The 15,789-nt window shown below is 74.4% G+C and carries 11 protein-coding genes; 7 read left to right on the plus strand and 4 right to left on the minus strand.

The genetic code is table 11. The features are described from left to right. Window positions 1-244: 244 nt before the first annotated feature. From ACZ58X_RS33075 to ACZ58X_RS33090, 4 genes are read left to right on the plus strand one after another with little or no spacing between them, the layout of a single operon-like run. A complete protein-coding gene (locus tag ACZ58X_RS33075) occupies window positions 245-1,957 on the plus strand; it encodes an acyclic terpene utilization AtuA family protein (RefSeq protein WP_470337271.1) in 1,713 nt (570 codons plus the stop codon). Then, window positions 1,954-3,552, plus strand: a complete 1,599-nt coding sequence (locus tag ACZ58X_RS33080) for an acyl-CoA carboxylase subunit beta (RefSeq protein ID WP_470337272.1) — start codon at window positions 1,954-1,956, stop codon at window positions 3,550-3,552. The genes ACZ58X_RS33075 and ACZ58X_RS33080 overlap by 4 nt, the downstream gene beginning before the upstream one ends. A gap of 8 nt (window positions 3,553-3,560) precedes the next feature. Next, on the plus strand, window positions 3,561-5,507 hold the full coding sequence (locus ACZ58X_RS33085; RefSeq protein WP_470337273.1) for an acetyl/propionyl/methylcrotonyl-CoA carboxylase subunit alpha: 1,947 nt from the start codon (window positions 3,561-3,563) through the stop codon (window positions 5,505-5,507). A 37-nt stretch (window positions 5,508-5,544) separates the two neighbouring features. Further along, a complete protein-coding gene (locus ACZ58X_RS33090) occupies window positions 5,545-6,717 on the plus strand; it encodes an acyl-CoA dehydrogenase family protein (RefSeq protein WP_470337274.1) in 1,173 nt (390 codons plus the stop codon). Window positions 6,718-6,789: 72 nt separating this feature from the next. Here ACZ58X_RS33090 and ACZ58X_RS33095 read toward each other — a convergent pair whose 3' ends face one another. Together ACZ58X_RS33095 and ACZ58X_RS33100 are read right to left on the minus strand one after the other, a co-directional pair. Beyond that, window positions 6,790-7,482: a class F sortase gene (locus tag ACZ58X_RS33095; RefSeq protein ID WP_470337275.1), complete on the minus strand. Its 693-nt coding sequence runs from the start codon at window positions 7,480-7,482 to the stop codon at window positions 6,790-6,792. Next, window positions 7,469-8,185, minus strand: a complete 717-nt coding sequence (locus ACZ58X_RS33100; RefSeq protein ID WP_470337276.1) for a hypothetical protein — start codon at window positions 8,183-8,185, stop codon at window positions 7,469-7,471. The genes ACZ58X_RS33095 and ACZ58X_RS33100 overlap by 14 nt, the downstream gene beginning before the upstream one ends. Before the next feature lie 221 nt (window positions 8,186-8,406). Here ACZ58X_RS33100 and ACZ58X_RS33105 point away from each other — a divergent pair, with 221 nt between their 5' ends. The 3 genes from ACZ58X_RS33105 (at window position 8,407) to ACZ58X_RS33115 (ending at window position 13,350) form a co-directional block, all read left to right on the plus strand. Further along, window positions 8,407-9,993, plus strand: coding sequence for a 4-coumarate--CoA ligase family protein (locus ACZ58X_RS33105; protein WP_470337277.1), 1,587 nt, complete (start codon window positions 8,407-8,409; stop codon window positions 9,991-9,993). A 125-nt stretch (window positions 9,994-10,118) separates the two neighbouring features. Continuing rightward, window positions 10,119-10,739 (plus strand): TetR/AcrR family transcriptional regulator, encoded by a 621-nt coding sequence (locus ACZ58X_RS33110; protein ID WP_470337278.1) that lies wholly within the window; start codon window positions 10,119-10,121, stop codon window positions 10,737-10,739. A 145-nt stretch (window positions 10,740-10,884) separates the two neighbouring features. Then, window positions 10,885-13,350 (plus strand): SpoIIE family protein phosphatase, encoded by a 2,466-nt coding sequence (locus ACZ58X_RS33115; protein WP_470337279.1) that lies wholly within the window; start codon window positions 10,885-10,887, stop codon window positions 13,348-13,350. A 62-nt stretch (window positions 13,351-13,412) separates the two neighbouring features. On the opposite strand, the gene ACZ58X_RS33120 is transcribed toward ACZ58X_RS33115, so the two are convergent. Beyond that, the gene (locus tag ACZ58X_RS33120; protein ID WP_470337280.1) at window positions 13,413-15,053 is read right to left on the minus strand and encodes an MFS transporter; all 1,641 of its coding nucleotides are present in this window, start codon (window positions 15,051-15,053) and stop codon (window positions 13,413-13,415) included. After that, window positions 15,050-15,691: a TetR/AcrR family transcriptional regulator gene (locus ACZ58X_RS33125; RefSeq protein ID WP_470337281.1), complete on the minus strand. Its 642-nt coding sequence runs from the start codon at window positions 15,689-15,691 to the stop codon at window positions 15,050-15,052. Before ACZ58X_RS33125 ends, ACZ58X_RS33120 begins: the two co-directional genes overlap by 4 nt. Window positions 15,692-15,789 lie beyond the last annotated feature (98 nt).

Consider the following 15,789-nt stretch of genomic DNA (forward strand, 5'->3'; position numbering starts at 1 on the left):
CCACCAAAGCGACCGCCGGTCCGTGTCACTCGACGTGGCGAGAATGGGGGAGCCGCCGGCCAGCGGTTCCAACCGCCACCTATCGGTTCCAGTCACATCCAGTCACACGAAAGCCGGCCCGGAGGCTTCCGCGCGGCGGAGAAACAAGCAGGCATGATTGCTTTTTTCTGCGGCCGGTGCCACGCTGCTGCGCGGCGGTGCTCGTGTCGGGTGGCGCCAACAGGCCGGTAGGGGAGGCGCTTTGGTGCGCGGAGGATCGGTGCTGCGGGTCGGCAATGCCTCGGGGTTCTACGGGGACCGGTTCGCGGCGGTGCGGGAGATGCTGACCGACGGGCCGTTGGACGTGCTCACCGGGGACTACCTCGCCGAGTTGACCATGCTGATCCTGGCGCGGGACCGGCTGCGGGATCCGTCGCTCGGGTACGCCCGCACGTTCCTGCGGCAGATGGAGGAGTGCCTGGGCCTGGCCCGGGACCGGGGTGTGCGGGTCGTGGTGAACGCGGGCGGCCTCAATCCGGCCCGGCTCGCCGAGCGTTTGCGGGAGCTGGCGCAGCGCCTGGGGGTGCCGGCCGCCGTCGCCCACGTCGAGGGTGACGACCTGCTCTCGCGACGGGAGGAACTCGGCCTGCCCGAGGGCTTGTTGGCCGCCAACGCCTACCTGGGCGGGTTCGGCGTCGCCGCCTGTCTGGACCAGGGGGCGGACGTGGTGGTGACCGGGCGGGTGACGGACGCCGCGCTGGTGGCCGGGCCGGCGATCGCCCACTTCGGCTGGGGCCCTGGAGAGTTGGACGCGCTCGCCGGGGCGGTGGTGGCCGGGCACGTGCTGGAGTGCGGGGCGCAGGCGACCGGCGGCAACTACGCCTTCTTCGGCGAGCACGACGTGGACCGCCCGGGCTTCCCGTTGGCCGAACTGCACGCCGACGGCTCCAGCGTGATCACCAAGCACCCCGGGACGGGCGGGGCCGTCACGATCGGCACGGTCACCGCCCAACTCCTGTACGAGACCGGCGGAGCGCACTACCTCGGCCCCGACGTGACCGCCCGGCTGGACTCCGTGCGGCTCACCGAGGAGGGCCCGGACCGGGTGCGGATCGCGGGCGTGCGCGGCGAGGCCCCGCCGCCGACCCTCAAGGTCGGCCTGAACCGGCTCGGCGGCCACCGCAACGAGGTGGTCTTCGTCCTGACCGGCCTGGACGTCGAGGCCAAGGCCGCCCTGGTGCAACGCCAGTTCGCCGCCGCCCTGCCGCCCGAGGTCCGCCCGGCCGAGCTGCGGTGGACCCTCGCCCGTACCGACCACCCGGACGCCGACACCGAGGAGGCCGCGTCCGCCCTGCTCCGGCTGACCGCCCGGGACCGGGATCCGGCCAAGGTCGGTCGTGAACTCGGCAAGGCCGCCGTGGAGTTGGGCCTCGCCGGGTACCCGGGCTTCCACCTCACCGCCCCGCCCGGCCCGGGCGCCCCGTACGGGGTGTTCACCGCCGCGTACGTGGCCGCCGAGCTGGTCGAGCACACCGCCGTCCTGCCGGACGGCCGCCGGATCACCGTCCCACCCGCCCCCGTCACCGGCCGAGTCGCCTCCGCGCAGGAGGAGTCGGACGAGTTGCCCGCCCCCCTGCCCCCGGGCCCGACCCGCCGCGCCCCGCTCGGCCTGGTGCTCGGCGCCCGCAGCGGCGACAAGGGCGGCGATGCCAACCTGGGCGTCTGGGCCCGCACCGAGGACGCCTGGCGCTGGCTGGCGCACACCCTCACCGTCGACCGGCTGCGCGACCTGCTCCCCGAGACCGCCGACCTGCCCGTCACCCGGCACCTGCTGCCGAACCTCAGGGCGGTCAACTTCACCCTCACCGGCCTGCTCGGCGAGGGCGTCGCCGCCCAGCACCGCTTCGACCCGCAGGCGAAGGCCCTCGGGGAGTGGCTGCGCTCGCGCCACCTCGACCTTCCGGAGGCCCTGCTGTGACCGTCCTGCCCACCTGTGTCGACCCGGCCGGGCCCGAGTACGCGGAGCACCGTGCCGCGATGATCGCCAAGTTGGCGGAGCTGGACGCCGAGCACGCCAAGGCGCTGGCCGGCGGCGGCCCCAAGTACGTGGCGCGCCACCGCGAGCGGGGCAAGCTGCTGGCCCGGGAGCGGATCGAGCTGCTGGTGGACCAGGACTCGCCGTTCCTGGAACTGTCCCCGCTGGCCGCCTGGGGCAGCGACTACCCGGTGGGGGCCGCGCTGGTCACCGGCATCGGGGTGGTCGAGGGCGTGGAGTGCGTGATCACCGCCAACGACCCGACGGTGCGCGGCGGCGCCAGCAACCCGTGGACGCTGCGCAAGGCCCTGCGGGCCAACGAGATCGCGCTGCAGAACCGGCTCCCGGTGGTGAACCTGGTCGAGTCGGGCGGGGCGGACCTGCCCAGTCAGAAGGAGATCTTCATCCCGGGCGGCGCCCTGTTCCGCGACCTGACCCGGCTCTCGGCGGCCGGGATCCCCACCGTGGCCGTGGTGTTCGGCAATTCGACGGCCGGCGGCGCCTACGTGCCGGGGATGTCGGACCACACCGTGCTGGTCAAGGAGCGCGCCAAGGTGTTCCTCGGCGGCCCGCCGCTGGTGAGGATGGCGACCGGCGAGGAGGCCGACGACGAGTCGCTGGGCGGCGCCGAGATGCACGCCCGCACCTCCGGTCTGGCCGACCACTTCGCGGTGGACGAGGCGGACGCGCTGCGGATCGCCCGCCGGATCGTCGCCCGGCTGGAGCACCGCAAGCCGGGCCCGGACCCGGACCGCGCCGCCGAGCCGCCGAAGTACGACGAGGAGGAGCTGCTGGGCGTCGTCCCGGGTGACCTCAAGGTGCCCTTCGACCCGCGCGAGGTGATCGCCCGGATCGTCGACGGCTCGGACTTCGACGAGTTCAAGCCGCTGTACGGCGCCAGCCTGGCCACCGGCTGGGCCCGGCTGCACGGCTACCCGGTCGGCGTCCTGGCCAACGCCCAGGGCGTGCTGTTCAGCGCGGAGTCCCAGAAGGCCGCCCAGTTCATCCAGTTGGCGAACCAGCGGAACACCCCGCTGCTGTTCCTGCACAACACCACCGGCTACATGGTCGGCCGGGACTACGAGCAGGGCGGCATCATCAAGCACGGCGCGATGATGATCAACGCCGTCTCGAACTCGAAGGTCCCGCACCTGTCGGTACTGCTCGGCGCCTCCTACGGGGCGGGCCACTACGGCATGTGCGGCCGGGCGTACGAGCCGCGCTTCCTGTTCTCCTGGCCGAGCGCCAAGTCCGCGGTGATGGGCCCGCAGCAGCTCGCCGGGGTGCTCTCGATCGTGGCCCGCCAGTCGGCCGCGGCGAAGGGACAGCCGTACGACGAGGACGCGGACGCGGCGATCCGGGCGATGGTCGAGCAGCAGATCGAGGCGGAGTCGCTGCCGGTCTTCCTGTCGGGCCGGCTGTACGACGACGGCGTGATCGACCCGCGTGACACCCGTACGGTGCTGGGCCTGTGTCTGTCCGCGATCCACAACGCGCCGGTCGAGGGCGCGCGTGGCTACGGCGTCTTCCGGATGTGAGAGGTCAGATGATCACCAACCTGCTGGTCGCCAACCGCGGCGAGATCGCCCGCCGGGTGTTCCGCACCTGCCGGGAGCTCGGCATCGCGACCACCGCCGTCCACTCGGACCCGGACGCCGCCGCCCCGTACGTACGGGAGGCGGACGCGGCGGTCCGGCTGCCCGGGGCCGCGCCCGCGGACACCTACCTGCGCGGTGAGCTGATCGTCCGGGCCGCCCTGCGGGCAGGGGCGGACGCCGTCCACCCGGGGTACGGATTCCTGTCCGAGAGCGCGGAGTTCGCCCGGGCCGTGCTGGAGGCCGGCCTGCTGTGGGTCGGCCCGCCACCGGCCGCGATCGCCGCGATGGGCTCCAAGACGGCCGCCAAGCGGCTGATGGCCGAGGCCGGGGTGCCGGTGCTGGGCGCGCTGGCCGAGCCGACCGAGGCCGACCTGCCGGTGCTGGTGAAGGCCGCGGCGGGCGGCGGCGGCCGCGGCATGCGGGTGGTCGAACGGCTGGCGGACCTGCCCAGCGAGCTGGCGGCGGCCCGGGCCGAGGCGGCCAAGGCCTTCGGCTCGGACGAGGTGTTCTGCGAGCGCTACCTGCCCAGCGGCCGGCACGTGGAGGTGCAGCTGCTGGCCGACGCCCACGGTACGGTGTGGGCGGTCGGCGACCGCGACTGCTCCTTGCAGCGGCGGCACCAGAAGGTGATCGAGGAGGCCCCGGCCCCCGGCCTGCCGCCGCAGGTGCGGGCCGAGTTGCACGCGGCGGCGGCGGACGCCGCCCGGGCGATCGGCTACGTCGGCGCCGGCACCGCCGAGTTCCTGCTCACCGGGGACGGCCGGTTCTACTTCCTGGAGATGAACACCCGGCTCCAGGTCGAGCACCCGGTCACCGAGGCGGTCACCGGCCTGGACCTGGTCGCGCTCCAACTCGCCGTCGCCGAGGGCGAGCAGCTGCCCGCGGGCGGGCCGCCGCCGAGCACCGGCCACGCGATCGAGGCCCGGCTGTACGCCGAGGACCCGGCGAAGGACTGGCGGCCCGCGACCGGCACCCTGCACCGCCTCGAACTGACCTCGGATCACCAGGAGTTCGGCGGCAGCGGACCGCGCCCCGACTCCGGGTTGCGGCTGGACTCGGGGGTGGAGTCCGGCAGTGAGATCAGCCCGCACTACGACGCGATGCTCGCCAAGGTGATCGTCCGGGCGCCGACCCGCACCGCCGCCGCCCGGAAGCTGGCCGACGCGCTGGCCCGCGCCCGGATCCACGGGCCTTCCACCAACCGGGAGTTGCTGGTCCGCGCGCTGCGGCACCCGGCCTTCCTGGCTGGGCGGCTGCACACCGGCTTCCTGGCCGAGCACGCGACCGAACTGCTCGCCCCCGACACCGGAGGCGCCGGGCGGGCCGCCCTGGCCGCCGCCCTCGCCGACGCGGCCGAGCACGGCACCGCGCTGCCGTCCGGCTGGCGCAACCTGCCCTCCCAGCCCCAGTCCAAGCGCTACCGGGCCTCCGACGGAGGCGAGTTGGAGGTCCGCTACCGCCGGACCAGGGGCGGCCTGGAGGCCGCCGGCCACCCGGACGTCGAACTCGTCCGGGCCGAGCCCGGGTTCGTCCTGCTGCGCGAGGGCGAGGTGCAGCGGCGCTACGACGTGGCCCGCTACGGCGACCAGGTGTACGTCGACTCCCCGACCGGCGGCACCGCGCTCACCGCGCTGCCGCGCTTCCCCGACCCCACCGCCCAGAACGACCCGGGCGCCCTGCTCGCCCCGATGCCCGGCACCGTCCTGCGCATCACCGCCGCCGTCGGCGACACCGTGACCGCCGGCCGGCCGCTGCTGGTGCTGGAGGCGATGAAGATGGAGCACCGCGTCACCGCCCCGGCCGACGGCACCCTGGTGGAACTGCGCGTCACCCCGGGCCAGCAGGTCCGGCTCGGCGCCCTGCTGGCCGTCGTCAAGTCCCCCGAAGAGTCCTGAGTACCGCCCGACCACCCGCACCGCGGAAGGACCACGCATGTCGTCCATCGGCAGTCAGCTCCTCGAAACCCCCGAACGCACCGCCCTGCGCAAGGCCGTCGGCGACCTCGGCCGCCGCTACGGATCCGCCTACTACCTGGCCAAGGCCCGGGCCGGCGAGCCCGCCGAGGAGCTGTGGGCGGAGGCCGGCAAGGCCGGCTACCTGGGCGTCAACCTGCCCGCCGAGTACGGCGGCGGGGGCGGCGGCATCAGCGACCTCGCCATCGTCCTGGAGGAACTCGGCACCGCGGGCTGCCCGTTGCTGCTGCTGATCGTCTCCCCGGCGATCTGCGGCACGGTGATAGCCCGGTACGGCACCGAGGAGCAGAAGCGGCACTGGCTGCCCGGACTGGCCGACGGCAGCCGCACGATGGCCTTCGGCATCACCGAGCCGGACGCGGGCAGCAACTCGCACCGGATCTCCACGGTCGCCCGCCGGGACGGCGAGGACTGGCTGCTGACCGGCCGCAAGGTGTTCGTCTCCGGCATCGACCACTCCGACGCCGTGCTGTTCGTGGCCCGCACCGAGGACGCCCGTACGGGCAAGCTCAAGCCCTGCCTGTTCGTCGTCCCCCGGGACACCCCCGGTTTCGAGTACCGGGCGATCCCGATGGAGCTGGTCGCCCCCGAGAAGCAGTTCCAGGTCTTCCTGGACGACGTCCGGCTGCCCGCCGACGCCCTGGTGGGCGACGAGAACGCGGGCCTGCTCCAGCTGTTCGCGGGCCTCAACCCGGAGCGCATCCTGACCGCCGCCTTCTCCCTCGGGCTGGCCCGGCAGGCGCTCGGCAAGGCGGTGGAGTACGCGAAGACCCGCACCGTCTGGTCCACCCCGATCGGCGCCCACCAGGGCCTGGCGCACCCGCTGGCCCAGTGCGCGGTGGAGATCGAGCTGGCCCGGCTGATGACCCAGAAGGCCGGGCTGCTCTACGACGCGGGCGAGGACATGGCCGCCGGGGAGGCCGCCAACATGGCCAAGTACGCGGCCGGGGAGGCCGCCGCCCGGACGGTCGACCAGGCGGTGCAGACCCTGGGCGGCAACGGCCTCACCCAGGAGTACGGCCTGGGCGCGCTGCTGGCCGCCACCCGGGTCGGCCGGGTCGCCCCGGTGAGCCGGGAGATGGTGCTCAACTTCGTCGCCCAGCACACCCTGGGCCTGCCCAAGTCCTACTGAGCAGTCCCGCCGGCCAGTCCCGCCGGGCGCCGGTACGGAGGGGCGCGCGGCCGTCACGGCAGCGCGCCGCCGTCACCGCACGCCGGTCAGGTGCGCGAACACCACCGTGTTGGCCTCGTACCCGGTGCGCCGGTCGAACTTCCCGCCGCAGGTGATCAGCCGCAGCTCGGCCCGCTCGGTGGGGCCGTAGACCAGGGCGTCCGGGAAGCCCTGCTTGGGGAAGACCCGGACCTCGTCCACGGTGAACACCGCGGTGCGCCGGTCCTTGCGGGTCACCTCGACGGTGTCGCCGTGGCGCAGCAGCCCGAGCCGGTAGAAGACGGCCGGCCCGGTGTGGTTGTCGGCGTGGCCGACGACGAGCGCGTTCCCGGCGGCGCCGGGCGTGGCGCCGTCCCGGTACCAGCCGGCCAGGTTGCGCTGGTCCATCGGCGGGCTGTTCAGCTGCCGGGCGGCGGTCAGCCCGAGGCCGGTGACCGGGGCGTCGACCTTGATCGAGGGGATCCGGATCCGGGTCGGCACCGAGGCCGCCATCGGCGGGTGGGCGGGTGGCTCCGGGGTCGGCCGGGCGGTCGCCGACGGCGCCGCGGGTGCCGGGGCGGCGGGCGCGGCGGCGGGGGCGGGCGGCAGCGGCGGCCCGTCCCGGCCGGTGGAGCCGTCGTGCACCAGCCAGGCGCCGCCCGCTGCCAGCGCGAGCGCGGCGACCCCGGCCCGCCAGGGGCCGGAGCCGCCGCGCGGCGCGCGGGTGGCGCGGTCAGGACTCGGCATTGCGCCCGGGCCGGCGGCGCATCGCGCGGAGGCCCAGTCCGCCGGCGCCGACGACCAGCGCGAGGCCGCCGAGCACCTCGGCGGTGTCGGTCCCGGAGGTGCCGCCGCCACCGGTGCCCACCCCGCCGTGCGGACCGCCGCCGGGCGAGTGGCCGGGCGAGTGGCCGGGGGAGACCGAGGGCGAGTGCGAGGGGGAGGTGCTGGGTGACGCGGACGGCGACGAGGACGGCGACGGCGAGGAGGAGGGCGAGGGTGACGGGGACGGTGACGAGGTGGCGCAGGAGACGTCGAAGACCTTCTGCTTCGCCGCGCCGTTCTCACCGACGAACGTCCATTCGAGCTTGTAGTGCCCGTCCGGGAGGGTGAAGTCGCCGGTGTGCCCGGTGCCGCCGACCAGGGTGATCGACCCGGTCAGCACCTGGGCGGTGCCGGTCGGCGGCTGCTGCTCGACGGTCCAGTTGACCTGCTGGACGGTGTCGAAGTTGAAGGCGTCGAAGTAGAAGCGGCAGACCTTGGGGTCGTCGCGGGTGTCAGCCACCGGGGTGGTGCTGTCGTGCACCTTGACGTCGCCGTTGTCGCCCGGCGCGGCCAGTGCGACGGGGGCTCCGCCGAGGGCGAGCACGGCCGCGACGCCGGCGGTGGCGAGCAGGCGGCGGGCGGACGGCAGGGATGCGGACGGCACGGGGGTGGAGGTCGGTCTCACGGGGGCGCTCCAGGTTCCGGGGGGCCGCACCCGGGCGGGCGGCCGAGGTGCACACCGTCCGTTCGAGCGCCCTCCGGAGCAACCGCGCCACGCCTGCCCCGGCCCCGGTTCCCCACAATGGCCCAGCCCGGACCCGCACTGTCCGTATGCTCCTCAACGCGCCCCGTACCACCCGCTCGCCGATTTGGTTGCTGCATCAACTTCCTTACTGGAGGCATGCCTTGGTGTTCCGTAGCGAGTTCCCGGACGTCCCCGTCGTCGACCTGCCGATCCACGACGCGGTGCTCGCCGCCGCCGCCGAGTACGGCGACCGGCCGGCCCTGATCGACGGCCTCACCGGGGAGCAGGTGAGCTACGCGCGGCTGGCCGCCTCCGTCGAGCGGGTCGCCGCCGGACTGGCGGCGACCGGGGTGGGCAAGGGCGACGTGGTGGCCCTGTTCAGCCCCAACTCGGTCACCTACCCGATGGCCTACTACGGCGCCAGCCGGGCCGGCGCCACCGTGACCACGGTGTCCTCCCTCAGCACCGCCCGCGAGCTGGCCGGCCAGCTCGCGGACAGCGCCGCCCGCTGTCTGATCACCGTCTCCCCGTTCCTGCCGACCGCCCGCGCCGCCGCCGAACTGCTGGCCGCCGACGGCCGCCCACCGGTCGAGGTCATCGTGCTGGACGGTGCCGAGGGCCACCGCTCGCTCGCCGACCTGCTGGCCGCCACCGGCCCCGCCCCGGAGCCCGCGATCGACCCGGGCGAGGACGTCGCCGTGCTGCCGTACTCCAGCGGCACCACCGGACTGCCCAAGGGGGTGATGCTCACCCACCGCTCGATGGCCACCAACCTGGCCCAGACCGACGCCCTCTACCGCCCCTCCGTCGGCGAACGGGTGCTCGCGGTGCTCCCCTTCTTCCACATCTACGGCCTGACGGCCCTGCTCAACCAGCCGCTGCGGTGCGGCGCCACCGTGGTGGTGCTGCCCCGCTTCGACCTGGAGCAGTTCTGCGGCGCGGTCGAGCGGCACCGGGTGCAGGGCCTGGTGGTCGCCCCGCCGATCGTGCTCGCGCTGGCCAAGCACCCGGTCGTGGCCGACTTCGACCTCTCCTCGGTCGAGTACCTGCTGTGCGCGGCCGCCCCGCTGGACCAGGAGCTCGCCGAGGTCTGCGCCCGCCGACTGGGCCTGCCGCACCTGCTCCAGGGCTACGGGATGACCGAGCTGTCCCCGGTCACCCACGTCGTCTCCCCGACGGAGAGCGACCCGGTGCCCGGTTCGGTCGGCCGGATGGTCCCCTCCACCGAACTGCGGGTGATCGCCCTGGACGGCTCCGGCGCGGACCTCGGCGCGGGTGAGCCGGGCGAGCTGCTGATCCGCGGCCCCCAGGTGATGAAGGGCTACTTCGGCCGCCCCTCCGACACCGCCGCCATGGTCGACGCCGAGGGCTGGCTGCACACCGGCGACATCGGCTACGTGGACGGGCGCGGCTACCTCTTCGTGGTCGACCGGGTGAAGGAGCTGATCAAGTACAAGGGGTACCAGGTCGCCCCCGCCGAGCTGGAGGCCGTCCTGCTCGGCCACCCGCAGATCGCCGACGCCGCCGTGATCGGCGTCCGGGACGCCGACGGGACGGAGTGCCCCAAGGCCTTCGTGGTCCGCGCCCCCGGTAGCGAGCTCACCGCCGAGGAGGTCACCGGGTACGTCGCCGGACACGTCGCCCCCTACAAGAAGGTGCGCGCGGTGGAGTTCGTGGACGCCGTCCCCAAGTCGGCGGCCGGCAAGATCCTCCGCCGCGAACTGCGCGCCCGCGAGGCCGCCCGCTGAGACCCGCCGACCGGGACCCGGGCGGCCGGCCGGCGCGGCCCGTCTGTGAAGATCGACCCGCGGCGCCCCGACACGCCGCGCCCCGACCGGAACAGACCCCATCGATCCAGGAACCGCCACCCGCCATGACCAGCCACCCCGCCGTCCGCACCCCCCAGCAGGACCGCAGCCGAGCAACCCGGGCCCGGTTGCTCGCGGCCGCCGTGGACTGCCTGGCCGAGCTCGGCTGGCAGGGCTCCACCGTCACCGTCGTCGCCGAACGGGCCGGCGTCTCCCGGGGCGCCGCCCAGCACCACTTCCCGACCCGAGAGGACCTCTTCACCGCCGCCGTCGAGCACGTCACCGCCGAGCGGCTGGCGGCCGTCCGCGCCCACGCGGACGAGCTGCCGGCCGCCGGCCCCGACCGGACCCGGGCCGTGGTCGACATGATCGTCCGCCTCTACACCGGCCCGCTGTTCCGGGCCGCCCTGCACCTGTGGACCGCCGCCGCCACCGAGGACGGGCTGCGCGAGCGGATCGTCGCGCTGGAGGGCCACGTCGGCCGGGAGGCCCACCGGGCCGCCGTGGAGTTCCTGGACGCCGACGAGACCCGCCCGGGCGTGCGCGAATCGGTGCAGGCCACCCTCGACCTAGCCCGCGGACTCGGCCTGGCCAACCTGCTCACCGACGACAGCCTTCGACGTTCCGGAGTGATCCGGCAGTGGGCGGGCGTTCTGGAGAGTACGCTGCGGCCGGTACGCCCATGACGCCCGTACAACCGAGCGACCGGACGGCCCCTGACCAAGGGGTCGCCGGGCGGCCGATGTCCGTGCAGTCTGGAGAAGAACCCCGGCCGGCACCGACCGCGAGGCCCACCCGGCCGGGCACGAGCCGAACCGGGGTGCTGCCTGAATGCACGGACACGAGTGGGACGCGACCGCCGCCGCCGGCCCCGCGCCGAGCGGCGATCCCGTACGTCCGGACGGCCACCGCCTCGTCCCGCTCGCCACGGCCCTGCTGCAGAGCGACGGCCTGATCCTGCACTGGAGCGAGGACGCCGAGGCGCTGCTCGGCTACTCGGCCGAGGAGGCCGTCGGCAGCTACGCCGCCCGGCTGCTCACCGACGAGACCGACCGGCCCGCGGTGCTCGGCCTGTTCCAACGGATCATGTCCGGCAGCGGCGCCTCCTTCGTCTTCCCGGTCCGCCACCGCGACGGCCACCGGGTCGAGCTGGAGTTCCGCACCTACCCGATCGCCGGACCGGCCGGCACCCTGCTGCTGCTCGCCACCGCCTCCGACACCCGGGCCCTGCACGCCGTCGAGGCCGACCTCGCGGTGCTGGACGGCGTCTTCGGCCGCTCCCCGATCGGCATGGCCGTCTACGACAGCGACCTGCGCTACGTCCGGATCAACGAGGCGCTGGCCCGGATGAACGGCGTCCCGGTCTCCGCCCACCTCGGCCGCCGGATATCCGCCGTCCTGCCCGGCATCAACAGCGGCGAGATCGAACAGACCATGAGACAGGTCCTCAAGACCGGCAAGCCCGTGGTGGACGCCCGCTCGCACGGCCGCGTCCCGGGCGACCCCAAGCGGGACCGCGCCTGGTCCGCCTCCTACTTCCGGCTGGAGGACTCCACCGGCCGGGTCTTCGGCGTCTGCTCCTCGATCATCGACGTCACCGAACGCTTCCAGGCCGAGGCCCGGGCCGCCCGGGCCCAGGAACGGCTCGCCACCATCGCCGAGGCCACCGCCCGGATCGGCACCACCCTCGACCTCCAGCGCACCGCCGAGGAACTCATCGAGGCCGTCGTCCCCCGGTTCGCCGACTTCGCCACCGTCGACCTGCTGGAACCGGTGCTGCGCGGGGCCGAGCCCACCCCGATCCCCTCCGACCGCTCCGTCACCCTGCGCGCCGTCGCCGTCGGCGAGAACTACGACACCGGCCTGGCACACGCCGTGGACGTCGTCGGCGAGACCTCCGAGTACGCCCCCGACCGCAGCTACACCCAGTGCCTGCGCAGCGGGCGGCCGCTGCTGCGCGCCCACGTGGACGAGGAGGTGCTGCGCGGCCTGGTGTCCAGCGAGGACCGGGTCGCCCCCGGGATGGCCGCCGGCATCCACTCGTACCTGATGGTGCCGATCACCGCCCGGGGCATGGTCCTCGGCGGCTCCGAGTTCATCCGGATGCGCAACCCCGAGCCGTTCAACGACGCCGACGTCGCGCTCGCCGAGGAACTCGTCGCCCGCACCGCCCTGGCCCTGGACAACGCCCGGCTCTACCGCCGGGAGCGGGAGACCGCCCTCACCCTCCAGCGCAGCCTGCTGCCGCAGGAGATCCACCGCACCCTCGGCCTGGAGATCGCCTACCGCTACCTGCCCAGCAGCGTGGTCAGCGAGGTCGGCGGCGACTGGTTCGACGTGGTGCCGCTGTCCTGCGGCCGGGTCGCCCTGGTGGTCGGCGACGTGATGGGCCACGGCATCCGGGCCGCCGCCACCATGGGCCAGCTGCGCACCGTAGCCCGTACCCTGGCCACCCTGGACATGCCGCCCGAGCAGGTGCTCACCCGCCTGGACGAGACCGCCTCGGGGATCGGCGAGGGCCAGTTCGCCACCTGCATCTGCGCCGTCTACGACCCGTTGGAGCGCACCGTCCAGGTCGCCTCCGCCGGGCACCTGCCGCCGGTCTGGGTCGGCACCGACGGCATCGCCCGCAGGATCGAGGTGCCGCCCGGCGTCCCGTTGGGCGTCGGCGGGGTCGCCTTCGAGTCCATCGGCTTCACCCTCCCCGAGGGCGCCCTGCTCGCCCTCTACACCGACGGCCTGGTCGAGCGGCGCGGCCAGGACCTGGACGACGGCATCGACCTGCTGGCCCGCACCCTGGCCGGGCCCGGCCGGACGCTGGAGGAGAGCTGCGATGCCGTGATCGGGGCCCTGGTCACCGACGGCACCGAGGACGACATCGCGATGATCATGGCCCGGGCGCTGCCGGTGCCCGCCGACCGGATCGCCACCCTCCCGCTCACCGGCGGCGGCAAGCTCCCCGGCAGGGCCCGCCGCTTCACCCGCGCCACCCTGGACGCCTGGGGCCTGAACGCCGTCTGCGACTACGCCGAACTGCTGGTCAGCGAGCTGGTGACGAACGCCCTGCTGCATGCCGAGGCACCGCGCCGACTGCGGCTGTTCCGCGACCGGGTGCTCACCGTCGAGGTCTCCGACGCCGGCGGCGCGACCCCGCAGCTGCGCCCCTTCGCCGAACAGGACGAGGGCGGACGCGGGATGTTCCTGGTCAGCGAACTCGCCCAGCGCTGGGGCAGCCGGCTGACCCGGGACGGCAAGGTGGTCTGGGCCGAGCTGGAGCTGCCCTTCGGGGTCTCCTAGCCGCCGCCCGACGTGCGAGAACGGTCGTTCCCCTCATGGGGAACGACCGTTCTCGCGCTTCTTTACACCGGCACCTGCGGCTTCTCCGCCCGCTCCTGCCGCGCCGCTCGCTGCGGTTGCTGCGGTTGCTCCGGCCCGTCGGCGACCGGCCCGTCGGTGACCGGCCCGTCGTCGGCGACCGGCTCGGCCGCCGTCGGCGCGGACAGCCCGCGCAGCAGCAGCCAGGCCAGCACGCCCGCGCCGACCAGCAGCACCCCGGCCAGCAGCCCGGCGCTGTTCATCCCGTGCACGAAGGCGTCCCTGGCGCTCGCCAGCAGCGGCTGGGCGAGGTCCGGTGCCAGCCCGTCCGCCGTCTCCACGGCCGCGCCCAGCGACTCCCCGGCCCGGGCGGCGGCCTCCGGGGAGGCCCCGGCCGGTACGGACAGCCCGTTCGCGTAGATCGAGCCGACCACTGAGCCGACCAGTGCGATGCCGAGCGCGGTGCCCAGCTCGTACGCCGTCTCGGAGACCGCCGAGGCGGCCCCGGCCTTGTCGGCGGGCGCGGCGCTCAGCACCAGGTCGGCGCCGAGGGTGTAGACCACGCCCTCCGCGGTGCCGGTGACCAGGAAGGAGACCGCCAGCAGCAGGTAGGTGGTGTCCTGCTGGAGCCAGCCCAGCGCGCCCGCCGCCAGACCCATGGCCAGCAGGCTGACGGTCAGCGCCTTGCGCGCGCCGAAGCGCCGGGCGATCCGGGCGGTGAGCAGACCGCCCGCCACCGAGCCGGCGAAGGCCGGCAGCTCCGCCAGGCCCGCCTGGAGCGGCTCGTAGCCGCGCACCAGCTGGAGGTACTGGGAGACCACGAAGATCACACCGGACAGGCCGACCAGGGAGATCAGCGAGGCCGTGACGGCGGCGGTGAACCGCCGGTCGCGGAACAGCCGGACGTCCAGCAGCGGGGTCTCCAGCCGCAGCTGGCGGCGGACGAACAGGGTGAGCGCGGCGGCGCCGAGCAGGAAGGTGACCGGGACGTCCCAGCGGGCCACGCCGTGCGCGGCGGCCTCCTTGATCGCGTAGACCACGCCGATCACCCCGGCCATCGACAGCCCGACGCTCAGCACGTCCCAGCGGCCCGGCTCCGGGTCCTTGGACTCCGGCAGCAACCAGGCGCCGAGCACCAGCAGCAGGAGCAGCACCGGAATGTTCAGCAGGAACACCGAGCCCCACCAGAAGTGCTCCAGCAGCAGCCCGCCGACCACCGGCCCGAGCGCGGCACCGGCCGTGGCGGCCGCGCCCCAGATGCCGATCGCGGTGGCCCGCTCCCGGTCGTCCGGGAAGAGGCTGCGGATCAGCGACAGGGTGGAGGGCATGATCGTCGCCCCGGCGACGCCGAGCAGCGCGCGGGCCAGGATCAGCCAGCCCGGGCCCGGTGCGTACGCGGCCAGCAGGGAGGCCGCGCCGAAGGCGGCGGCACCGGTCAGCAGCAGCTTCTTGCGGCCGATCCGGTCGCTCAGGGCGCCCATGCTGACCAGCAGGCCGGCCAGCACGAAGGAGTAGGAGTCGCCGATCCAGAGCAGCTGGGTGCCGCTGGGGCGCAGCGTCTCGCTGATGGACGGAATGGCGAGCGACAGCACGGTCGCGTCGAGGGCGACCACGGTGACGGCCAGCACCAGGACGGCGAGGCCGGTCCAGCGCTGGCGGACGGTCAGGGCGGGGGTACTGCTCATGGAGTATCGGTTTCCGGTTTCCGGTCCGAGGTGCTGTGGGTCGTGGCGACGGGGGTGGGGGTGGTGACAGGAGCGGGGGAGGGGGCGGGGGCCTCCGGCCGGCGCAGCGCGCCGCCGAGGAACAGCTCGGCGAGCGAGAAGGCGGCGTCACGGGGGGCGAGACGGCCGTCCTGGATGGCCCAGCCGATGCCGGCCACCAGGTCGAAGAAGGCCTCGCTCAGCCAGGCGGCGCTCAGCTCGATCCGGAAGACGCCCTCGCGCTGCCCGCGCAGGAAGAGCGCGTGCAGCCGGTCGATCTGGACCTCCCAGAGGTCGTTGATGTCGGCGTGGTCGTAGAGCTGGTTCTCGCCGGCCAGGAAGGCGCAGAGCATGGCGTCCGGGACGGCGGCGTCCACCAGGCGGCGCAGCGCGGCCTGGGCGTCGCCCTCCTCGGTGGCGGCGGTGTCCAGGGCGGCGGCGAAGCGCTGGAGGCCGAGCAGGCCGACCTCGCGGATCAGTGCGTCGCGCCCGGGGAACAGCCGGTGCAGCGTGGCCCGGCTGATGCCCGCGGCGCGGGCGATCTCGTCCAGGTGGGCGGTGGGGCGGCGGGACAGCACGCCGACGGCGGCTTCCAGAACGGTGTCGCGGTCGGTGGCCATGCAACGAGTGTAGGCCACGTGAGACATCCATGTCTCACTTTTACGGTGGGGATCTCATCTGCGAGGTCGGTGACCGACCGGTGGGCAGCAAAAAACCG

The organism is Kitasatospora sp. NPDC040550 (genome assembly GCF_055594965.1).